The sequence below is a fragment of the Pseudomonas sp. CFSAN084952 genome (assembly GCF_009648855.1).
Lineage (GTDB): Bacteria > Pseudomonadota > Gammaproteobacteria > Pseudomonadales > Pseudomonadaceae > Aquipseudomonas > Aquipseudomonas paracarnis.
The window spans coordinates 669,045-688,033 of the sequence record NZ_CP045767.1 but is presented as its reverse complement, the minus strand read 5'-3'; the positions used below and the strand labels follow the sequence as shown (position 1 = coordinate 688,033).

General features: G+C 59.3%; 14 protein-coding genes. All 14 read right to left on the bottom strand.

Annotated features, from left to right (window positions below; genetic code table 11):
* Positions 1-51: 51 nt before the first annotated feature.
* Positions 52-1,341 carry a phosphopyruvate hydratase gene (gene eno, locus GH769_RS03135; RefSeq protein WP_003189193.1) on the bottom strand — a complete coding sequence of 430 codons (1,290 nt, stop codon included), beginning with the start codon at positions 1,339-1,341 and terminating at the stop codon, positions 52-54.
* A 157-nt stretch (positions 1,342-1,498) separates the two neighbouring features.
* Positions 1,499-2,344, bottom strand: a complete 846-nt coding sequence (gene kdsA, locus GH769_RS03130; RefSeq protein WP_014717240.1) for a 3-deoxy-8-phosphooctulonate synthase — start codon at positions 2,342-2,344, stop codon at positions 1,499-1,501.
* A 5-nt stretch (positions 2,345-2,349) separates the two neighbouring features.
* The gene (locus tag GH769_RS03125; RefSeq protein WP_003189189.1) at positions 2,350-3,981 is read right to left on the bottom strand and encodes a CTP synthase; all 1,632 of its coding nucleotides are present in this window, start codon (positions 3,979-3,981) and stop codon (positions 2,350-2,352) included.
* 273 nt (positions 3,982-4,254) lie between these two features.
* A complete protein-coding gene (gene tilS / locus GH769_RS03120) occupies positions 4,255-5,574 on the bottom strand; it encodes a tRNA lysidine(34) synthetase TilS (protein ID WP_020300969.1) in 1,320 nt (439 codons plus the stop codon).
* Between the two features lie 174 nt (positions 5,575-5,748).
* On the bottom strand, positions 5,749-6,696 hold the full coding sequence (locus GH769_RS03115; RefSeq protein ID WP_003189182.1) for an acetyl-CoA carboxylase carboxyltransferase subunit alpha: 948 nt from the start codon (positions 6,694-6,696) through the stop codon (positions 5,749-5,751).
* A 129-nt stretch (positions 6,697-6,825) separates the two neighbouring features.
* Positions 6,826-10,347: a DNA polymerase III subunit alpha gene (gene dnaE, locus GH769_RS03110; RefSeq protein ID WP_003189180.1), complete on the bottom strand. Its 3,522-nt coding sequence runs from the start codon at positions 10,345-10,347 to the stop codon at positions 6,826-6,828.
* A gap of 76 nt (positions 10,348-10,423) precedes the next feature.
* Positions 10,424-11,050 carry a ribonuclease HII gene (gene rnhB, locus GH769_RS03105; protein WP_161793220.1) on the bottom strand — a complete coding sequence of 209 codons (627 nt, stop codon included), beginning with the start codon at positions 11,048-11,050 and terminating at the stop codon, positions 10,424-10,426.
* Positions 11,051-11,052: 2 nt separating this feature from the next.
* Positions 11,053-12,192 carry a lipid-A-disaccharide synthase gene (gene lpxB / locus GH769_RS03100; protein ID WP_020300968.1) on the bottom strand — a complete coding sequence of 380 codons (1,140 nt, stop codon included), beginning with the start codon at positions 12,190-12,192 and terminating at the stop codon, positions 11,053-11,055.
* A 2-nt stretch (positions 12,193-12,194) separates the two neighbouring features.
* The gene (lpxA, locus tag GH769_RS03095) at positions 12,195-12,971 is read right to left on the bottom strand and encodes an acyl-ACP--UDP-N-acetylglucosamine O-acyltransferase (protein WP_014717236.1); all 777 of its coding nucleotides are present in this window, start codon (positions 12,969-12,971) and stop codon (positions 12,195-12,197) included.
* Positions 12,968-13,408, bottom strand: a complete 441-nt coding sequence (gene fabZ / locus GH769_RS03090) for a 3-hydroxyacyl-ACP dehydratase FabZ (RefSeq protein ID WP_003172281.1) — start codon at positions 13,406-13,408, stop codon at positions 12,968-12,970. The genes lpxA and fabZ overlap by 4 nt, the downstream gene beginning before the upstream one ends.
* A gap of 111 nt (positions 13,409-13,519) precedes the next feature.
* Complete coding sequence (lpxD, locus tag GH769_RS03085) at positions 13,520-14,575, bottom strand: UDP-3-O-(3-hydroxymyristoyl)glucosamine N-acyltransferase (protein ID WP_014717235.1); 1,056 nt, start codon at positions 14,573-14,575, stop codon at positions 13,520-13,522.
* 3 nt (positions 14,576-14,578) lie between these two features.
* The gene (locus GH769_RS03080) at positions 14,579-15,082 is read right to left on the bottom strand and encodes an OmpH family outer membrane protein (RefSeq protein ID WP_003189173.1); all 504 of its coding nucleotides are present in this window, start codon (positions 15,080-15,082) and stop codon (positions 14,579-14,581) included.
* A gap of 45 nt (positions 15,083-15,127) precedes the next feature.
* Complete coding sequence (bamA, locus tag GH769_RS03075; protein WP_014717234.1) at positions 15,128-17,515, bottom strand: outer membrane protein assembly factor BamA; 2,388 nt, start codon at positions 17,513-17,515, stop codon at positions 15,128-15,130.
* A gap of 74 nt (positions 17,516-17,589) precedes the next feature.
* Positions 17,590-18,942, bottom strand: coding sequence for a sigma E protease regulator RseP (gene rseP / locus GH769_RS03070; RefSeq protein ID WP_014717233.1), 1,353 nt, complete (start codon positions 18,940-18,942; stop codon positions 17,590-17,592).
* Between the last annotated feature and the right edge of the window lie 47 nt (positions 18,943-18,989).

The following is an 18,989-nucleotide window of genomic DNA, read 5'->3' as shown; positions in this document are numbered from 1 at the left end:
CATTTTCGTGAGATTTCTGACGCAATCCGCCGACTTTTTACCATTTACTGCTTAGCCGCGAAACTCGCCGCGACCGTTGTACTTGGCTTTACCTGCCAATTGCTCTTCGATGCGCAGCAATTGGTTGTACTTGGACACGCGATCGGAACGGCACAGGGAACCGGTCTTGATCTGGCCCGCCGAAGTACCCACGGCCAGGTCGGCAATGGTGGAATCTTCGGTTTCGCCGGAGCGATGGGAGATCACGGCGGTGTAGCCCGCGGCCTTGGCCATCTGGATGGCTTCCAGGGTTTCGGTCAGGGTGCCGATCTGGTTGAACTTGATCAGGATCGAGTTGGCGATCTTCTTGTCGATGCCTTCTTTCAGGATCTTGGTGTTGGTCACGAACAGGTCGTCACCCACCAGCTGGATTTTTTCGCCGATCTTGTCGGTGAGGATTTTCCAGCCATCCCAGTCGGACTCGTCCAGGCCGTCTTCGATCGAGATGATCGGGTAGCGCTGGGTCAGGCCTTTGAGGTATTCAGCGAAGCCTTCGGAGTTGAACACCTGGCCTTCGCCGGACAGGTTGTACTTGCCGTCTTCATAGAATTCGCTGGCGGCGCAGTCCAGGGCCAGGGTCACGTCGGTGCCCAGCTTGTAGCCAGCGTTGGCCACGGCTTCGGAGATGACTTTCAGTGCGTCTTCGTTGGAGGCCAGGTTCGGCGCGAAACCGCCTTCGTCACCCACGGCAGTGCTCAGGCCACGAGCCTTCAGTACAGCCTTGAGGTGATGGAAAATCTCGGTACCCATGCGCAGGCCTTCGGAGAAGGACTTGGCGCCAACCGGCTGTACCATGAATTCCTGGATGTCGACGTTGTTATCTGCGTGCTCGCCACCGTTGATGATGTTCATCATCGGCACCGGCATCGAGTAGACGCCCGGGGTGCCATTCAGATTGGCAATGTGTGCGTACAACGGCAGGTCCTGGTCCTGCGCAGCCGCCTTGGCAGCTGCCAGGGACACCGCGAGAATGGCGTTGGCGCCGAGGCTGCCTTTGTTTTCAGTGCCGTCGAGCTTGATCATCGCGTGGTCCAGGGCTTTCTGGTCCAGCGGGTCCTTGCCCAGCAACAGGTCACGAATCGGACCGTTGATGTTGGCTACAGCCTTGAGTACACCCTTGCCCAGGTAACGGCTCTTGTCGCCATCACGCAGTTCCAGCGCCTCGCGCGAACCGGTGGAAGCACCGGACGGCGCGCAGGCGCTGCCGATGATGCCGTTATCGAGAAGCACGTCGGCTTCGACGGTGGGGTTGCCACGGGAGTCGAGAACTTCACGACCTTTGATGTCGACGATTTTTGCCATTGTTGTAAACACTCCAAAGTTGACGAAAACGACGCAGCTGAAGGAAATCTTTTGACCGACCGCAAGGGTGGAACAACGGGGCAGGCTTGCAGACGACAAGGCTCAGGCCCGGGGGCCTGAGCGTAAAGCGTGGGAAATTCTACCGGAGAAATGCCAGTTACGCGGTCTCTACCGTCGGAAAACTCTTGACCAGCTCGTCCAACTGCTTGAGTTGGGCCAGGAATGGCTCCAGCTTGTCCAGGCGCAGGGCGCATGGGCCATCACATTTGGCGTTGTCCGGGTCCGGGTGAGCTTCAAGGAACAGGCCCGCCAGGGACTGGCTCATGCCCGCCTTGGCCAGGTCCGTCACCTGGGCACGTCGCCCGCCAGCGGAGTCCGAACGACCACCGGGCATTTGCAGCGCGTGGGTCACGTCGAAGAACACGGGGTATTCGAACTGTTTCATGATGCCGAAACCGAGCATGTCCACCACGAGGTTGTTGTAGCCGAAGCTCGAACCCCGCTCGCAGAGGATCAACTGGTCGTTACCCGCTTCCACGCATTTGCTCAGGATGTGTTTCATCTCCTGAGGAGCGAGGAATTGGGCTTTCTTGATGTTGATCACAGCGCCGGTCTTGGCCATGGCGACCACGAGGTCGGTCTGGCGCGACAGGAAGGCCGGCAACTGGATGATGTCGCACACCTCGGCGACCACGGCAGCCTGATCAGGCTCGTGGACGTCGGTGATGATCGGCACGCCGAAGGCTTGCTTGATGTCCTGGAAGATCCGCATGCCTTCTTCAAGGCCCGGGCCGCGATAGGAGGTCACGGACGAACGGTTGGCCTTGTCGAAGCTGGCCTTGAAGACGTAAGGGATACCCAGTTTCTGGGTGACCCGCACGTACTCCTCACACACCTGCATCGCCATGTCACGGCTTTCCAGCACGTTCATGCCGCCGAACAGCACCATGGGCTTGTCGTTGGCAATCTCGATGTCGCCTACGCGAATGATCTTCTGGGCCATCAGGTTTACGCCTTCTTCTGATGTTGCGTCAGTGCTGCTTTGACGAAACCACTGAACAACGGGTGACCGTCGCGCGGCGTCGAGGTGAACTCCGGGTGGAACTGACACGCCACGAACCACGGATGATCCGGTGCCTCGACCACTTCAACCAGCTTGCCATCACCGGAGCGGCCGGAGATTTTCAGGCCAGCTTCTTTGATCTGCGGCAGCAGGTTGTTGTTCACTTCATAGCGGTGGCGGTGACGCTCGACGATCACGTCCTTGCCGTAGCAGTCGTGTACCAGCGAGCCAGCTTCCAGCAGGCAATCCTGTGCACCCAGGCGCATGGTGCCGCCCAGGTCGGACGTTTCGGTACGGGTTTCAACGGCGCCAGTGGCGTCTTCCCACTCGGTGATCAGACCCACGACCGGATGGCCGCTGCTGTGATCGAACTCGGTGGAGTTGGCGTCTTTCCAGCCCAGCACGTTACGGGCGAACTCGATAACGGCCACTTGCATGCCCAGGCAGATACCCAGGTACGGCACCTTGTTTTCACGGGCGTACTGCACGGCAGTGATCTTGCCTTCCACACCACGCAGGCCGAAACCGCCGGGAACGAGGATAGCGTCAACACCTTCGAGCAGCGCGGTGCCCTGGTTCTCGATGTCTTCGGAGTCGATGTAGCGCAGGTTGACCTTGGTACGGTTGCTGATACCGGCGTGGCTCATTGCTTCGATCAGCGACTTGTACGCGTCCAGCAGTTCCATGTATTTGCCGACCATGGCGATGGTGACTTCATGCTCTGGGTTGAGCTTGGCGTCGACAACCGCTTCCCACTCGGACAGGTCTGCACCCCCGCACTGCAAGCCGAAACGCTCGACCACAAAATCATCCAGGCCTTGCGAATGCAGGATGCCCGGGATCTTGTAGATGGTGTCGGCGTCTTCCAGGGCAATCACCGCACGTTCTTCAACGTTGGTGAACTGCGCAATCTTGCGGCGCGAGGAAATATCGATCGGGTGATCGGAGCGGCATACCAGCACATCCGGCTGCAGGCCGATGGAACGCAGTTCCTTGACCGAGTGCTGGGTAGGCTTGGTTTTGGTTTCGCCGGCAGTGGCGATGTACGGCACCAATGTCAGGTGCATCAGCATCGCGCGCTTGGCGCCGACTTCGAAACGCAACTGGCGGATGGCCTCGAGGAACGGTTGGGACTCGATGTCACCCACGGTGCCACCGATCTCGACCATGGCCACGTCGGCATCGCCTGCACCCTTGATGATGCGGCGCTTGATTTCGTCGGTGATGTGCGGGATCACCTGGATGGTTGCACCCAGGTAGTCACCACGGCGCTCTTTGCGCAACACGTGCTCGTAGACACGGCCGGTGGTGAAGTTGTTGTTCTGGGTCATGGTCGTGCGGATGAACCGCTCGTAGTGGCCCAGGTCCAGGTCGGTCTCGGCGCCGTCGTGGGTGACGAACACTTCACCGTGCTGGAACGGGCTCATGGTGCCCGGGTCGACGTTGATGTACGGGTCCAGCTTGAGCATGGTGACCTTAAGTCCCCGCGCCTCCAGGATGGCCGCCAATGAAGCGGAGGCAATGCCTTTCCCCAATGAAGAAACAACACCGCCCGTGACGAATATGTAGCGCGTCATGAAAAACCCTAGAAGTCTGCGTTAAAGCGGTCCGAGCCGCCGGGGAAAGCGAAGGAAGGCCGAAGCCCCCGATCACCTGCATTAATCACAGTGCACCTTTCAAAAAAACCGCCGCGTTGTGACAGACCAGCAATGAAACACCGGTACGTTGATCGCTACACATTTTTTGGAATCGCCCAGCAAAGACTGCTTGGTAATCGGCAACGACTGCGATTCAGGCGAATCCACAGAAGTTGTATCAAGAAGGGAGCGTAGTCTACCGGAAAGGCGCTATCAGCTCAAACCTTGATCGCAGGTCTGTGGCAACCAATCCAATTGCACCTCACCCATCGACCGGGCCCATGCCCCCGCAACGCTTGGCACAGCCAGCAATTGCTCGCCCCGATAGACCAGCGGCAATCTGCCACGGACGAAGCCCGGCATGCCGCTTTCATTCAGCAGACGCTTGAGATCGCGCCGGCCTCGGCCCGGTACGTCGATGATTTCGCCACCCTGGCGATAACGCACCTGCAGCGGGCCTTCGGGAGCCTTGCCGATAAATCTCAGTTGGCCATTACCCGATAACTCTAGTGGATTTTGCGGATCGGGCCAGCTCTCCGATGCGTCGGAAAACTCCGACCATGTTGTGGGCAACCACCAGATGCGTTCACCGCTACGCTGCATTTGGCCGTCGGCCAGGCGCCACAGAGGCTGTGCGTCACGCTTGGCATCGCGCAGGGCATGCCAACCGGCCCAGTGATCGCTGTCGGGTAAACGGGTCAGTGGCATGAGCCAATGCCGCAGGGCGTTACGCTGGCGGGCATCGGACAATTCACGCAATGGTTCAAGCGCCAGGGACTGCAGAGGCAACCAGGGAAACGCAGAAGGCTGATCGGCGCGCTGCAGGTCCATCAGCGCCAATTCGTCGAGCAGCCCCTGAGCCTCAGCCATGTGTTCAGCCGTGCGAGCCAGGTGGGTGATGGCCTGGGGCCAGCGCTCCGTCACGGCAGGGAGTACACGGTGACGCAAGTAATTGCGGGAAAACCGGGAATCAACGTTGGAGGGGTCTTCGATCCACTGCAACTGATGCTGATGGGCGTAGGCTTCCAGCTCGCTACGGGTGCACGCCAGCAACGGCCGCACCAAGCGGCCTTGGGCCAACGGGCGATGCTCAGGCATAGCCGCCAACCCTCGCACACCGGCGCCACGCAGCAGGCGAAACAGCAGGGTTTCGGCTTGATCGTCGCGATGCTGGCCAGTGAAAAGCACCTCCCCTGCCCCCATGATTTGCATGAACGCTTGGTAGCGCGCATCGCGCGCCGCACGTTCAATGCTCGCGCCGGGCCTCACCTGCACGCGCATGACGCGCAAGGGTACGCCCAGGCTGTCGCAGACCGATTGGCAATGAGCAGGCCACGCCTCGGCAGCAGCTTGCAGGCCATGGTGGACATGGACGGCGCTGACAGGAGGCAGATTTTCGATGTTGGCCAGTGAGACCAGGAGGTGCAGCAGGACGGTGGAGTCGAGACCGCCGGAGAACGCGATATGCCAGGCCGGGGCGTTGCGCCAGGGGGCCAGGGTGTGCAGGAGTGTGGCCGGCAGGGTTGGTTTCATCACACGTCACCGCCGCAAAGCTTGAATACGTTCGTCAGCATACACAAAGCAAATGTGGGAGCCGGGCTTGCCCGCGATGCAGGCACCTCGGTGTATCAGTGATACCAAGGTGATGCTATCGCAGGCAAGCCAGCTCCCACACAAGCCGGCTACTACATTGGGTACAGCGTCGGCTTAGAGGCCGTAGCTCATCAGGCGCTCATAACGACGAGCCAGCAGCGCTTCGTTATCCAGCTTCTTGAGCATCGCCAGTTGCGACCCCAACTCGGCACGGATGGTCGCAGCAGCGGCAGCCGGATCACGGTGAGCGCCGCCCAGTGGCTCGGCGATGACCTTGTCCACGATACCCAGGCCTTTGAGGCGATCGGCGGTGATGCCCATGGCTTCGGCAGCGTCCGGCGCCTTTTCGGCGGTTTTCCACAGGATCGAGGCACAACCTTCCGGCGAGATCACCGCGTAGGTCGAGTACTGCAACATGTTCAATTGGTCGCAGACACCAATGGCCAGGGCACCGCCGGAACCACCTTCACCGATCACGGTGGCAATGATCGGGGTTTTCAGGCGCGCCATGACGCGCAGGTTCCAGGCAATCGCTTCGCTCTGGTTGCGCTCTTCGGCGTCGATACCCGGGTAGGCACCCGGCGTGTCGATGAAGGTCAGGATCGGCATCTTGAAGCGCTCGGCCATTTCCATCAGGCGGCACGCCTTGCGATAGCCTTCCGGGCGCGGCATGCCGAAGTTGCGGCGTACTTTCTCGCGCACTTCACGGCCTTTCTGATGACCGATCACCATAACCGGCTGATCGTCCAGGCGAGCGATACCGCCCACAATGGCCGCGTCGTCGGAGAAGTGACGGTCGCCGTGCAACTCGTCGAACTCGGTGAAGATGTGTTCGATGTAGTCCAGGGTGTAGGGACGGCGCGGGTGGCGAGCCAGGCGCGCGATCTGCCAGCTGGTCAGCTTGCCGAAGATGTCTTCGGTGAGCGTGCTGCTCTTGTCTTGCAGGCGAGCGATTTCATCACCGATGTTCAGCGAATTGTCATTGCCGACCAGGCGCAGCTCTTCGATCTTGGCTTGCAGGTCAGCGATCGGCTGTTCGAAATCAAGAAAATTCGGGTTCATAAGCGTCCGTCTTGGGTCGACGGCCAAGGGGTGCCTGGCCAGCCGGTTGTCTATTCGCGCCCTACCTTAAGGGAGAGGCGCGTTTAGGTCGAGATTAAATGTTTAGTCGAGATCAGATCTATCTGACCGTCAACGGTATTGGAGGAAGACGTTGTCTCGCCCGAACTGGTCACGCAAAGCTTGAATCAAGCCATCAGCGGGATCAATTCGCCACGTCTCACCAAACTGCAACATGGCCTTGGCATCGCTGCCGGTGTACTCCATGGTCACCGGGCATGCGCCACGATGGCGTTTTAGCAGGTCACCCAACCAGCGTAGCTGATCGCCTTTAAGCGCTTCGGTTTTGACCTTCAGGCGCAGGCTTTCGGCCAGGTTGGTGCGGGCGTCTTCCATGCTCATCACGCGCTTGATGCGCAGGCGCAGGCCACCGGAGAAGTCATCATTGCTGACCTCCCCTTCCACCACCACCATGGCGTCGGTCTGCAACAGCGATTGGGCGGAGTGAAACGCGTCGGCAAACAATGACGCTTCGATGCGGCCCGAGCGGTCATCGAGGGTGATGAAGCCCATCTTGTCGCCCTTCTTATTTTTCATCACCCGCAGGGCGATGATCATACCGGCGACGGTCTGGGTATCCCGCGCCGGTTTGAGGTCGATGATGCGCTGACGGGCAAAACGGCGGATTTCGCCTTCGTACTCGTCAATCGGGTGACCGGTGAGGTACAGGCCCAAGGTGTCTTTTTCACCCTTGAGGCGTTCCTTCAGAGTCAGCTCCTTGGCCTTGCGGTGATTCGCGTAGACATCCGCATCCTCTTCGACGAACAGCCCGCCAAACAGGTCGGCGTGGCCGCTGTCATGGGTACGAGCGGTCTGCTCGGCGGCCTTGATCGCCTCTTCCATGGCGGTCAGCAGCACCGCCCGGTTACGATCGATATTGGCCTGGTAAGCCTTGGGCTCATCATGAAAATACGGGCCAAGACGGTCGAGTGCGCCGCTGCGGATCAGGCCATCGAGGGTACGTTTGTTGATGCGCTTGAGATCCACCCGCGCGCAGAAATCGAACAGGTCCTTGAACGGCCCGTCCTGACGCGCTTCGGTAATGGCCTCCACCGGACCTTCGCCCACGCCTTTGATCGCGCCGAGGCCATAGATGATGCGGCCTTCGTCGTTCACCGTGAACTTGAACTCCGAAGCGTTCACGTCCGGCGCGTCGAGGCGCAGCTTCATGGTGCGCACTTCCTCGATCAAGGTCACGACCTTGTCGGTGTTGTGCATATCCGCCGAGAGTACCGCCGCCATGAACGGTGCCGGGTAGTGGGCTTTCAACCAGGCGGTCTGGTACGACACCAGGCCATAGGCGGCGGAGTGGGATTTGTTGAAGCCATAACCGGCGAATTTTTCTACCAGGTCGAAGATGTTACCGGCCAGGTCGGCATCGATGTTGTTGGTGGCGCAACCTTCAATGAAACCGCCGCGCTGCTTGGCCATTTCCTCGGGCTTTTTCTTACCCATGGCGCGACGCAGCATGTCCGCACCGCCGAGGGTGTAGCCGGCCATCACCTGGGCGATCTGCATCACCTGTTCCTGGTACAGGATGATGCCGTAGGTCGGCGCCAGTACGGGCTTGAGGCCTTCATACTGATAGTCGGAATGCGGGTAAGCCAGCTCGGCGCGGCCGTGTTTACGGTTGATGAAGTCATCCACCATGCCCGATTGCAGCGGGCCCGGACGGAACAGGGCCACCAGTGCGATCAAGTCTTCCAGGCAGTCGGGCTTGAGCTTTTTGATCAGCTCCTTCATGCCCCGGGATTCAAGCTGGAACACCGCCGTGGTTTCGGCTTTTTGCAGCAGGCTATAGGTCGGTTTGTCGTCCAGCGGGATAAACGCGATATCCAGCGGTTCTTCGCCGACCTTGGCACGGTCGCGGTTGATGGTCTTGAGTGCCCAGTCGATGATCGTCAGGGTCCGCAGGCCGAGGAAGTCGAACTTCACCAGGCCGGCGGCCTCCACGTCGTCCTTGTCGAACTGGGTGACCAGGCCGTCGCCTTCTTCATCGCAATAGATCGGCGAAAAGTCGGTGAGCTTGGTCGGCGCAATAACCACGCCACCAGCGTGTTTACCGACGTTACGCACCACGCCTTCGAGCTTGCGCGCCATGTCCCAGATTTCGGCGGCTTCTTCATCGACCTTGATGAAGTCGCGCAGGATTTCTTCCTGCTCGTAGGCTTTTTCCAGGGTCATGCCGACTTCGAACGGGATCATCTTCGACAGGCGGTCGGCCAAACCGTAGGACTTGCCCTGCACCCGCGCCACGTCGCGAATTACCGCTTTGGCGGCCATAGAACCGAAGGTGATGATCTGACTTACTGCGTTGCGGCCGTATTTCTCGGCCACGTATTCAATGACGCGGTCACGACCATCCATGCAGAAGTCGACGTCGAAGTCGGGCATGGATACCCGTTCCGGGTTCAGGAACCGTTCGAACAGCAGGTCATATTCAAGCGGGTCAAGGTCGGTGATCTTCTGTACGTAGGCCACCAGCGAGCCAGCACCTGACCCCCGGCCCGGACCTACCGGCACGCCGTTGTTTTTCGCCCACTGGATAAAGTCCATTACGATCAGGAAGTAGCCGGGGAACCCCATCTGGATGATGATATCCAGCTCGAAATTCAACCGATCGACATACACCTGGCGCTTGGCTTCGTAGTCCTCGGTGGTGTCCTTGGGCAGCAGGACGCTGAGGCGTTCCTCCAGGCCATCGAACGACACTTTGCGAAAGTATTCGTCGATGGTCATGCCATCGGGAATCGGGAAGTTGGGCAAAAAGTGCTTGCCCAGCTTTACTTCGATGTTGCAGCGCTTGGCGATCTCGACGGAGTTTTCCAGGGCCTCGGGCAAGTCGCTGAACAGCTCCGCCATTTCCTCGGCGCTTTTGAGGTACTGCTCTTCGCTGTAGTTCTTCGAGCGGCGCGGGTCATCCAGGGCCCGGCCTTCACCGATGCACACACGGGTTTCGTGGGCTTCGAAGTCTTCTTTCTTGATAAAGCGCACATCGTTGGTCGCCACCAGCGGCGCACCCAGCTTATCGGCCAGGGCGACGGCAGCGTGCAGATGTTCTTCATCGTTGGGACGGTTGGTGCGCTGGACTTCCAGGTAGAACCGGCCTGGGAACACCTGCATCCACTCACGCGCCAGCACTTCGGCTTCCTGAGGGTTGCCGCCCAGCAGCGCGATACCGATTTCGCCCTCTTTGGCCGCCGAGAGCATGATCAGGCCTTCGCTGGCTTCGGCCACCCACTCGCGCTCGATGATGATCGAGCCGTTACGCTGGCCATCGATAAAGCCACGGGAGATCAGTTCGGTGAGGTTGCGATAACCCACGCCGTTCATCGCCAGCAGGCTGATGCGGCTCAGGGGGTTATCCGGGTCTTTGTTGGACAGCCAGAGGTCGGCGCCGCAGATCGGCTTGATGCCGGCGCCCATGGCGTTCTTGTAGAACTTGACCAGGGAACACATGTTGTTCTGGTCGGTAACCGCGACCGCAGGCATGTTCATGCCCACCAGGGTTTTGACCAGCGGTTTGATCCGTACCAGGCCGTCGACCAGGGAGTACTCAGTGTGCAGGCGTAGATGAACGAATGAAGCCGGCATAGTGATCCTGTCTTGATACATGAAAACAACAAGGCCCGGATTGTACCGGGCCTGGGTAAAAACATCAGCCTTGCTGCTAAACCTCGATCAGGCTTTCACGGGCCTCATAAGCCTGGCGCACCGGGGCAAACGAGCGGCGATGGATCGGGGTGGGGCCGAGCCGAGCCAGAGCTTCCAGATGAACGGGGGTCGGGTAGCCTTTATGGCCACCAATGCCGTAGCCGGGATAGATCAATTCGAACGCGGCCATTTCACGGTCGCGGCTGACCTTGGCCAGGATCGAGGCAGCCGCAATGGCCGGAACCTTGCTATCGCCCTTGACCACCGCTTCGGACGGCATTGTCAGTTTAGGGCAGCGGTTACCGTCGATCATCGCCATTTTCGGGGTGATGTGCAGCCCTTCCACAGCACGCTGCATCGCCAGCATGGTGGCGTGCAGGATATTCAGCTCGTCGATTTCTTCGACTTCAGCCCGGGCGATATGCCAGCTCAGGGCTTTTTCACAGATTTCGTCATAGAGTTTTTCGCGACGGGCTTCGGTGAGCTTCTTCGAATCGTTGAGCCCCAGGATCGGGCGGTTCGGATCAAGGATCACCGCCGCCGTAACCACTGCGCCACAGAGCGGACCGCGCCCGACTTCGTCAACACCCGCCACCAGTTCGTGGGCCTGGGCAACGAGGCTGAAATCCAGGCCCATTTGCATGGTCATAAGGCTTCCTGTTTATGGCCGATCAAGGTCAACACGGCGTCGGCCGCCTGGTTCGAGGCATCACGGCGTAACGTGCGGTGAATATCGTCGAAACCACGGGTCTGCTCTTCGCCGCCGTCAATCAAGGGTAGTAGGGTTTGCGCAAGCGCTTCGGGCGTTGCATCGTCCTGCAACAACTCCGGGACCAGCAGGCGCTGGGCCAGCAGGTTGGGCAAGGAAATGTAAGGGCTCTTGACCATGCGCTTGAGGATCCAGAAGGTCAGTGGCGCCAGGCGATAGGCCACGACCATCGGCCGCTTGTACAGCAAGGCCTCAAGCGTGGCAGTGCCCGAGGCGATCAACACCGCATCGCAGGCTGCCAGGGCCAGGTGGGACTGGCCATCGAGCAGCGTCAACGGCAGGCTGCGACCTTCCAGCAGGGTTTCGATCTGGGCACGGCGTTGTGGGCTGGCACAGGGCAGTACAAAGCGGATCCCCGGCTTTTGCGCCTGGAGACGTTCGGCGGCATCAAAAAACAGCGCTCCCAAACGTCCTACCTCGCCGCCACGGCTCCCTGGCATCAACGCAACCAAGGGGCCATCGCGCAAGCCCAGCTCGGCACGCGCAGCCGCACGATCAGCTTGCAAGGGAATGGCGTCAGCCAGGGTGTGGCCGACAAACCGCACCGGCACGCCCTTCTCTTCGTAGAACCGGGCTTCGAATGGCAGCAAGGTCAGCATCAGGTCGCAACCTTCGCGGATTTTCAACACACGCTTCTGGCGCCACGCCCACACGGATGGGCTGACGTAGTGCACGGTCTTGATCCCGGCCTGGCGCAACTTGAGTTCGATATTGAGCGTGAAATCCGGCGCATCGATGCCGATAAAGACGTCAGGCTGTTCTTCGATCAGTGTCTTGATCAACAGCTTGCGGCGAGCCAGCAGCTCACGCAGGCGCCCCAAGACTTCCACCAGCCCCATGACCGACAGGCGCTCCATGGGGAAGTAGGAGGTCAGGCCTTCGGCCTGCATCAACGGGCCACCGACCCCGATAAATTCCACCGCCGGATGTTGGGCCTTGAGCGCCCGCATCAAGCCGGCACCCAGGATATCGCCGGAAGCTTCACCGGCCACGAGCGCAATACGCAGAGTGGCCATGATCAGCGAGTGATGCCGCGAGTCGAGGTCTGGATGGAGTCACGGAACACCGCGACTTCCGAGAACTGCGTGGCAGGCTCGGCCAACTCGGCCAAGGCCTGTTCCACGGTCAACCCTTGGCGGTAAACCGTCTTGTAGGCACGGCGCAGGGCGTGGATGGCGTCTTCGCTGAAACCGCGACGACGCATGCCCTCGAAGTTCATGCTACGGGCTTCGGCAGGGTTGCCGAACACCGTCACGAACGCCGGGACATCCTTGCCGATGGCGGTGCCCATGCCGGAAAAGCTGTGGGCGCCGATGTGGCAGTATTGATGCACCAGGGTAAAACCGGAGAGGATCGCCCAGTCATCAACGTGCACATGGCCTGCCAACGCAGTGTTGTTGACCAGAATACAATGGTTGCCGATCACGCTGTCATGGCCGATGTGCGCATAGGCCATGACCAGATTGTGATCACCCAAGGTGGTTTCGGCGCGATCCTGCACGGTGCCGCGGTGAATGGTGACGCCTTCACGAATGATGTTGTGGTCACCGATGACCAGGCGTGTTTCTTCACCCTTGTACTTCATGTCCGGGGTGTCTTCGCCTACCGAGGAAAACTGGTAGATACGATTGTGTTTGCCAATTCGGGTGGGACCCTTGAGGATCACGTGCGGCCCGATGACAGTCCCCTCGCCGATTTCCACACCTGCGCCGACGATCGACCAAGGGCCGACCTCAACGTCGGCGGCCAGTACGGCCGACGGATCGATGATTGCGCGAGGGTCAATCAAACTCATAGTTTGCGTTCCGCACAGATGATCTCGGCAGAGCACACCGGCTTGCCATCTACCGAGGCCTGGCATTCAAACTTCCAGATCTGGCGTTTGCAACTGATGAACTTGGCTTCCAGGATCAACTGGTCACCCGGGGTGACCGGGTTGCGAAAACGCAGTTTGTCGGAACCCACGAAATAGTAAAGCGTGCCGTCGGCAGGCTTGAGGTCGAGCATTTTGAAACCAAGGATACCGGCAGCCTGGGCCATGGCTTCGATGATCAACACACCTGGCATGATTGGATGCGCAGGAAAGTGACCATTGAAGAATGGTTCGTTGATGCTGACATTCTTGTAGGCACGAATGCGCTTTTCCTCGACGTTGAGGTCCACTACGCGGTCCACCAGCAGGAACGGGTAACGGTGAGGCAGGTATTCGCGAATCTCGTTGATGTCCATCATTTCGGGGGGAAGCCTGTAATAAAGATTGGGGGCGGGCGCACCAGGCGCACGCCCCGCTAGCAAATCAAGGAGGCCGTCTAGCGGCCGCGCACACTTGATATGGAAATGGTATCAGCCTTCTGATGAAGCATTACCGCCAGGGGTCACGTCCCCGACACGCTTTTCAAGCTGTTTGATACGTCGTGCCATGTCGTCGATCTTCCTCAAACGCGCGGCACTCTTGCGCCATTCGGCCGCAGGTTGCATCGCGGTACCGGATGAATAGGCCCCTGGCTCTGTGATCGAGTGGGTCACCATGGTCATGCCGGTGATGAAGACGTTGTCGCAAATGTCGATATGCCCCACCAGCCCCACGCCACCGGCGAGCATGCAATGCTTGCCGATCTTGGTGCTGCCGGAAATACCCACGCAGGCGGCCATGGCGGTGTGATCGCCAATCTGTACGTTGTGAGCGATCTGGATCTGGTTATCGAGCTTCACACCGTTACCGATCACGGTATCGGCCAAGGCTCCGCGATCCACAGCAGTGTTCACACCGATCTCCACATCGTCGCCGATCAGTACGCCACCGACCTGGGCAATCTTGTGCCAGACACCTTTGGAGTTGGCAAAGCCAAAGCCTTCGCCGCCGATAACAGCACCGGACTGTATGACCACACGTTGACCAATACGCACATCGTGGTAGAGAGTCACGCGGGGGGCTAGCCAACCATCGGCACCAATTTCACAGCGTGCACCGATAAAGCAGTGGGCACCCACGGTGACACCAGCACCAATACGCGCCCCGCTCTCGATCACGGCAAACGCACCGATGCTGGCGGCAGGGTCAACCTGGGCATCCTCGGCGATCACGGCAGACGGGTGAATACCGCCAGCCGCCTTCGGCTTGGGATCGAACAGGTGCGACGCCTTGGCGTACGACAGGTACGGGTCGGCCACCACCAGCGCATCCCCGGTAAACCCTTCGGCGTCAGCGGCCTTCAGCAACACGGCTGCGGCCTGGCAGTCGACCAGGTATTTACGGTATTGAGGATTTGCGAGGAAGCTCAACTGAGCTGGGCCAGCCTCCTGCAAGGTGGCTAGCCCAGTGATTTCTTTCTCCTTGGAGCCACGTAAGGTGGCCCCCAGGAACTCGGCCAACTCGCCGAGCTTGATAGTCGCTGTCATGGTTTACTTCAGCTGGTTCATGCGCTCGATCACCTGGCGGGTGATGTCGTATTGAGGCTTGACGTCGATCACGGCGCCACGCTCGAACACCAGGTCAAAGGCACCCTTCTTGATGACTTCTTCCACAGCGCTGTCCAATTTAGGCTTGAGCTGCTTGAGCATTTCGCGGTCGGCCACAGCCTTGGCTTCGTTTAGCTCCTTGGATTGGAACTGGTAGTCACGGGCCTTTTGCTTGAATTCAAGCTCCAGACGCTCGCGCTCGCCTTGCTGCATCTTGTCGCCACCGGCTACCAGGCGGTCCTGGATACCCTTGGCGCTGCTTTCCAGCGTCTTGAGCTTGGTCAGTTGCGGACCGAATTTCTTCTCGGCATCCACGGCGTATCGCTTGGCCGCATCGGACTCCAGCAGGGCCATCTGATAGTTCAGGACCGCGATTTTCATTTCGGCGAAGGCCGGGGTGGTGACCAGCACAGTGGCCAGCAAGACCAATTGAGTCAACTTACGCACGATGTACTCCTACAGAATCCGTTGTCGTTATCTTAGGTCAGACGCTTAGAACGTCTGGCCGAGGGAGAATTGGAAAATCTGGGTTTCAGCGTTATCCGGTTTCTTGATCGGCATGGCCAGAGCAAAGCTCAACGGGCCCAGCGCAGTCACCCAGGTCACACCCACGCCCACGGAGCTCGCCAGGTTGCTGAGGCTTACGTCGTTGCACTGAGTGTTGGACTTCAAGCCACTTGGGTTCTTGATCTGTTCGCACTTGGAGTCGAACACGTTACCCACGTCCCAGAAGACAGAAGTACGCAGGGAACGCTGGTCCTTGACGAACGGCAGCGGGAACAGAATCTCCGCACCACCCTGGATCAACACGTTACCACCGAATGGCAGCGGGTCGTTGTCCGAGTCAGCGACAGTGCCCTGGTTACCAGTCCGGTCAACACCGCGGCTTGGCGTACCACGCGGACCCAAGGTGCTGTCCTTGAAACCACGTACCGAATTGAAACCACCTGCATAGTAGTTTTCATAGAACGGCAAGCCATCGGTCGAACCATAACCGTCGCCATAGCCCAGCTCTGTGTGCAGGCGCATGGTGTAGTTATCGCTCAACGGCTGGAACAACTGGCCACGGTAGTCGAGCTTGAAGAACGACAGGTCGCTGCCCGGCGTGGTGACTTCCGCAGTCAGGCTCTGGGAGTGGCCGCGGGTTGCCAGTACGCCTTTGTTCAGGGTCGACTCGGACCAACCGGCAGACGCCTTGAAGTTCAGGAACTTGTCGCCTTCACGACGGGTGAAGTCGAAGATTTCGTCCACGGTGTACACACCGGTCTTGATCTCATCCTGCTGGGCGGTAAGGCCAAAGGTCAGGCGCGAGGTTTCGCTGATCGGGTAACCCACGTTGACACCAGCACCCAGGCTGTCGATCGCATAGCTTGCAACGTCAACATCGAGGTCTTTGTAGTCGGTGGTGCGGTAGAAGGCGTTGTAGCCCAGGCTCACGCCGTCTGCAGTCCAGTAGGGGTCGGTGTAGCCGAAGTTGTATCGGCTCTGGTATTCGCTGCGGGTCAGGCCGATGGACACACGGTTACCGGTACCCAGGAAGTTGTTCTGCGTGATGGAACCACCCAGGATCAAACCGGCGCTCTGGGCGAAACCGACACTGGCAGTGATCGAACCCGAGGCTTGTTCTTCAACGGCGTAGTTCACGTCAACCTGGTCATCCACACCCGGTACGGCCGGGGTTTCGACGTTGACTTCCTTGAAGAAGCCCAGGCGCTCAAGACGGGTCTTGGATTGGTCGATCAGGTAGGTCGAAGCCCAGCCACCTTCCATCTGACGCATTTCACGACGCAGCACTTCGTCCGCAGACTTGGTGTTGCCTCGGAAGTTGATGCGGTTGACGTAGGCACGCTTGCCCGGATCGACGACGAAGGTGATGTCCACGGTGTGGTCTTCATCATTCGGGGTCGGCACGCCGTTGACGTTGGCGAAGGTATAGCCTTCGTTACCCAGGCGGCGGGTGATCAGCTCAGAGGTAGTGGTCATCAGCTTGCGCGAGAACACCTGGTCCTTCTGCACCAGCAACAGGGACTTGACCTGGTCTTCAGGCACTTTCAGGTCACCGCTGAGCTTGACGTCACGAACCTTGTACTTCTCACCTTCGTTGACGTTGACGGTAATGTAGACGTGCTTCTTGTCCGGGGTGATGGACACCTGGGTCGAAGCGATGTCCATGTTGATGTAGCCACGGTCCAGGTAGTAGGAGCGCAGGCGTTCCAGGTCACCGGAGAGTTTTTCACGGGCGTACTTGTCATCGTTCTTGAAGAACGACAACCAGTTGGTGGTCTTGAGTTCGAACAGGTCGACCAGGTCTTCATCAGGGAACTTGGTGTTGCCCACGACGTTGATGTGCTGGATGGCGGCCACGGTGCCTTCGTTGATGTTGACCTTCAGGCCCACACGGTTACGAGGCTGGGGGATCACTTCGGTTTCCACGGTCGCGGAGTAGCGGCCCTGGGCGACGTACTGGCGTTGCAACTCGTTACGCACACCCTCAAGGGTTGCACGCTGGAAGATCTCGCCCTCGGCCAGGCCCGATTGCTTCAGGCCCTTCATCAGGTCTTCAGTGGAGATGGCCTTGTTACCTTCGATCGCGATACTCGCGACGGAAGGTCGCTCGACGACCGTGATGACCAGGACGTTACCTTCGCGACCCAGTTGGATATCTTGAAAGAACCCCGTTTTGAACAGCGCACGAGTGGATTCCACCAGGCGACGATCATCCGCCTGTTCCCCGACGTTCAACGGCAAGGCACCAAAGACGCTACCCGCGGAAACCCGCTGGAGGCCGTTGACGCGAATATCGGAGATGGTGAAGGACTCGGCGTGAACTTCGGCGATCATCAATACGGTGAGAACCGCAGTTAGCAGCAGACGTTTCATGAAGTCCTTTCTTATTCCAACTGGCAATAAACAAACTGCCGCAAAATGCGGCAGATTCGCAATTCAGCGAAGCGTTACAGACGTCCCAGATCGTTGACCAGGGCTAACAACATCACCCCGACCACCAAACTGATACCAATCTGTATCCCCCAACCCTGCACCCGATCCGACAAGGGGCGACCACGCACCCACTCGACCAGATAAAACAGCAGATGCCCCCCATCCAATACTGGAATGGGCAGCAAATTCAGAACCCCAAGGCTAATACTCAGATAAGCCAGGAAATTCAGGAAATCCGCGACACCCGACTGGGCAGAAGCGCCCGCCACTTTAGCAATGGTTATCGGTCCACTCAAGTTTTTTACCGAGAGCTCACCGAACAACATTTTCTTGAGGGATTCGAGGGTCAGCACGCTCATGGTCCAGGTGCGTTTCGCACCCTCGCCAATCGCGGCCAAAGGCCCGAAACTGACCTCTCGCACCATCGATGGCGGCCATTCGACACCTTTGACCCCGGCACCCAGGTATCCGCCGGCCGCCTTGGCTTCCCCTCGCACCGACAAGGTCACGGGGACGTCGATTTGAGCACCCTCGCGCTCAACCTTCAGCACAATTTTGGTATCAGGGCGCACACGCACCAGGTCGACCACCTGCTGCCAGTCACCCAGCGCCTGACCATCAAGGGCCAACAGGCGATCACCGGTTTTCAGGCCAGCAGCCTGGGCCGGCCCCTTTGGATCGAGTTCGGCCAGCACCGGCGGCAAGGCCGGACGCCAAGGGCGGATCCCCAGGGATTTGATCGGATCGGGCTCATCGGCGCCCTTGAGCCAATGGTCCAGCGCCAATGCCCGCGGGGTTTCGGCGCTGGAGTCCTGGTCACGCACCACCACATTGACGGTGCCGCTTTCACCCAGGCGACGCACCAACTGCAAATTGACCGCGCCCCACCCTGTGGTGGGTTCGCCATCAATCGATACAATTTCCTGCCCTGCCGTCAGGCCCGCCTTGGCCGCGATGCTGTCGGCTTCGACCGCGCCAATGACCGGGCGCACCTGCTGGCTGCCCAGCATGGCCAAAACCCAGAAGAACACCATCGCCAACAGGAAGTTGGCAATCGGCCCCGCCGCGACAATCGCGATACGCTGACGAACGGTCTTGCGATTGAAGGATTGGTCCAATTGGTCTGCAGGCACTTCGCCTTCCCGCTCATCGAGCATCTTGACGTAGCCGCCCAACGGGATAGCAGCAATGACAAACTCAGTGCCGCGGCGATCATGCCAGCGCAACAACGGCATGCCGAAACCGACGGAAAAGCGCAATACCTTGACGCCGCAACGACGCGCCACCCAGAAGTGGCCGAATTCGTGGAAGGTCACCAACACACCCAGAGCAACCAGGGTGCCGACAATCATGTAGAGCGCACTCATCTAATTTCTCCGCATTTCAATCCAATGCCTGAAGACTCAAACCTGCC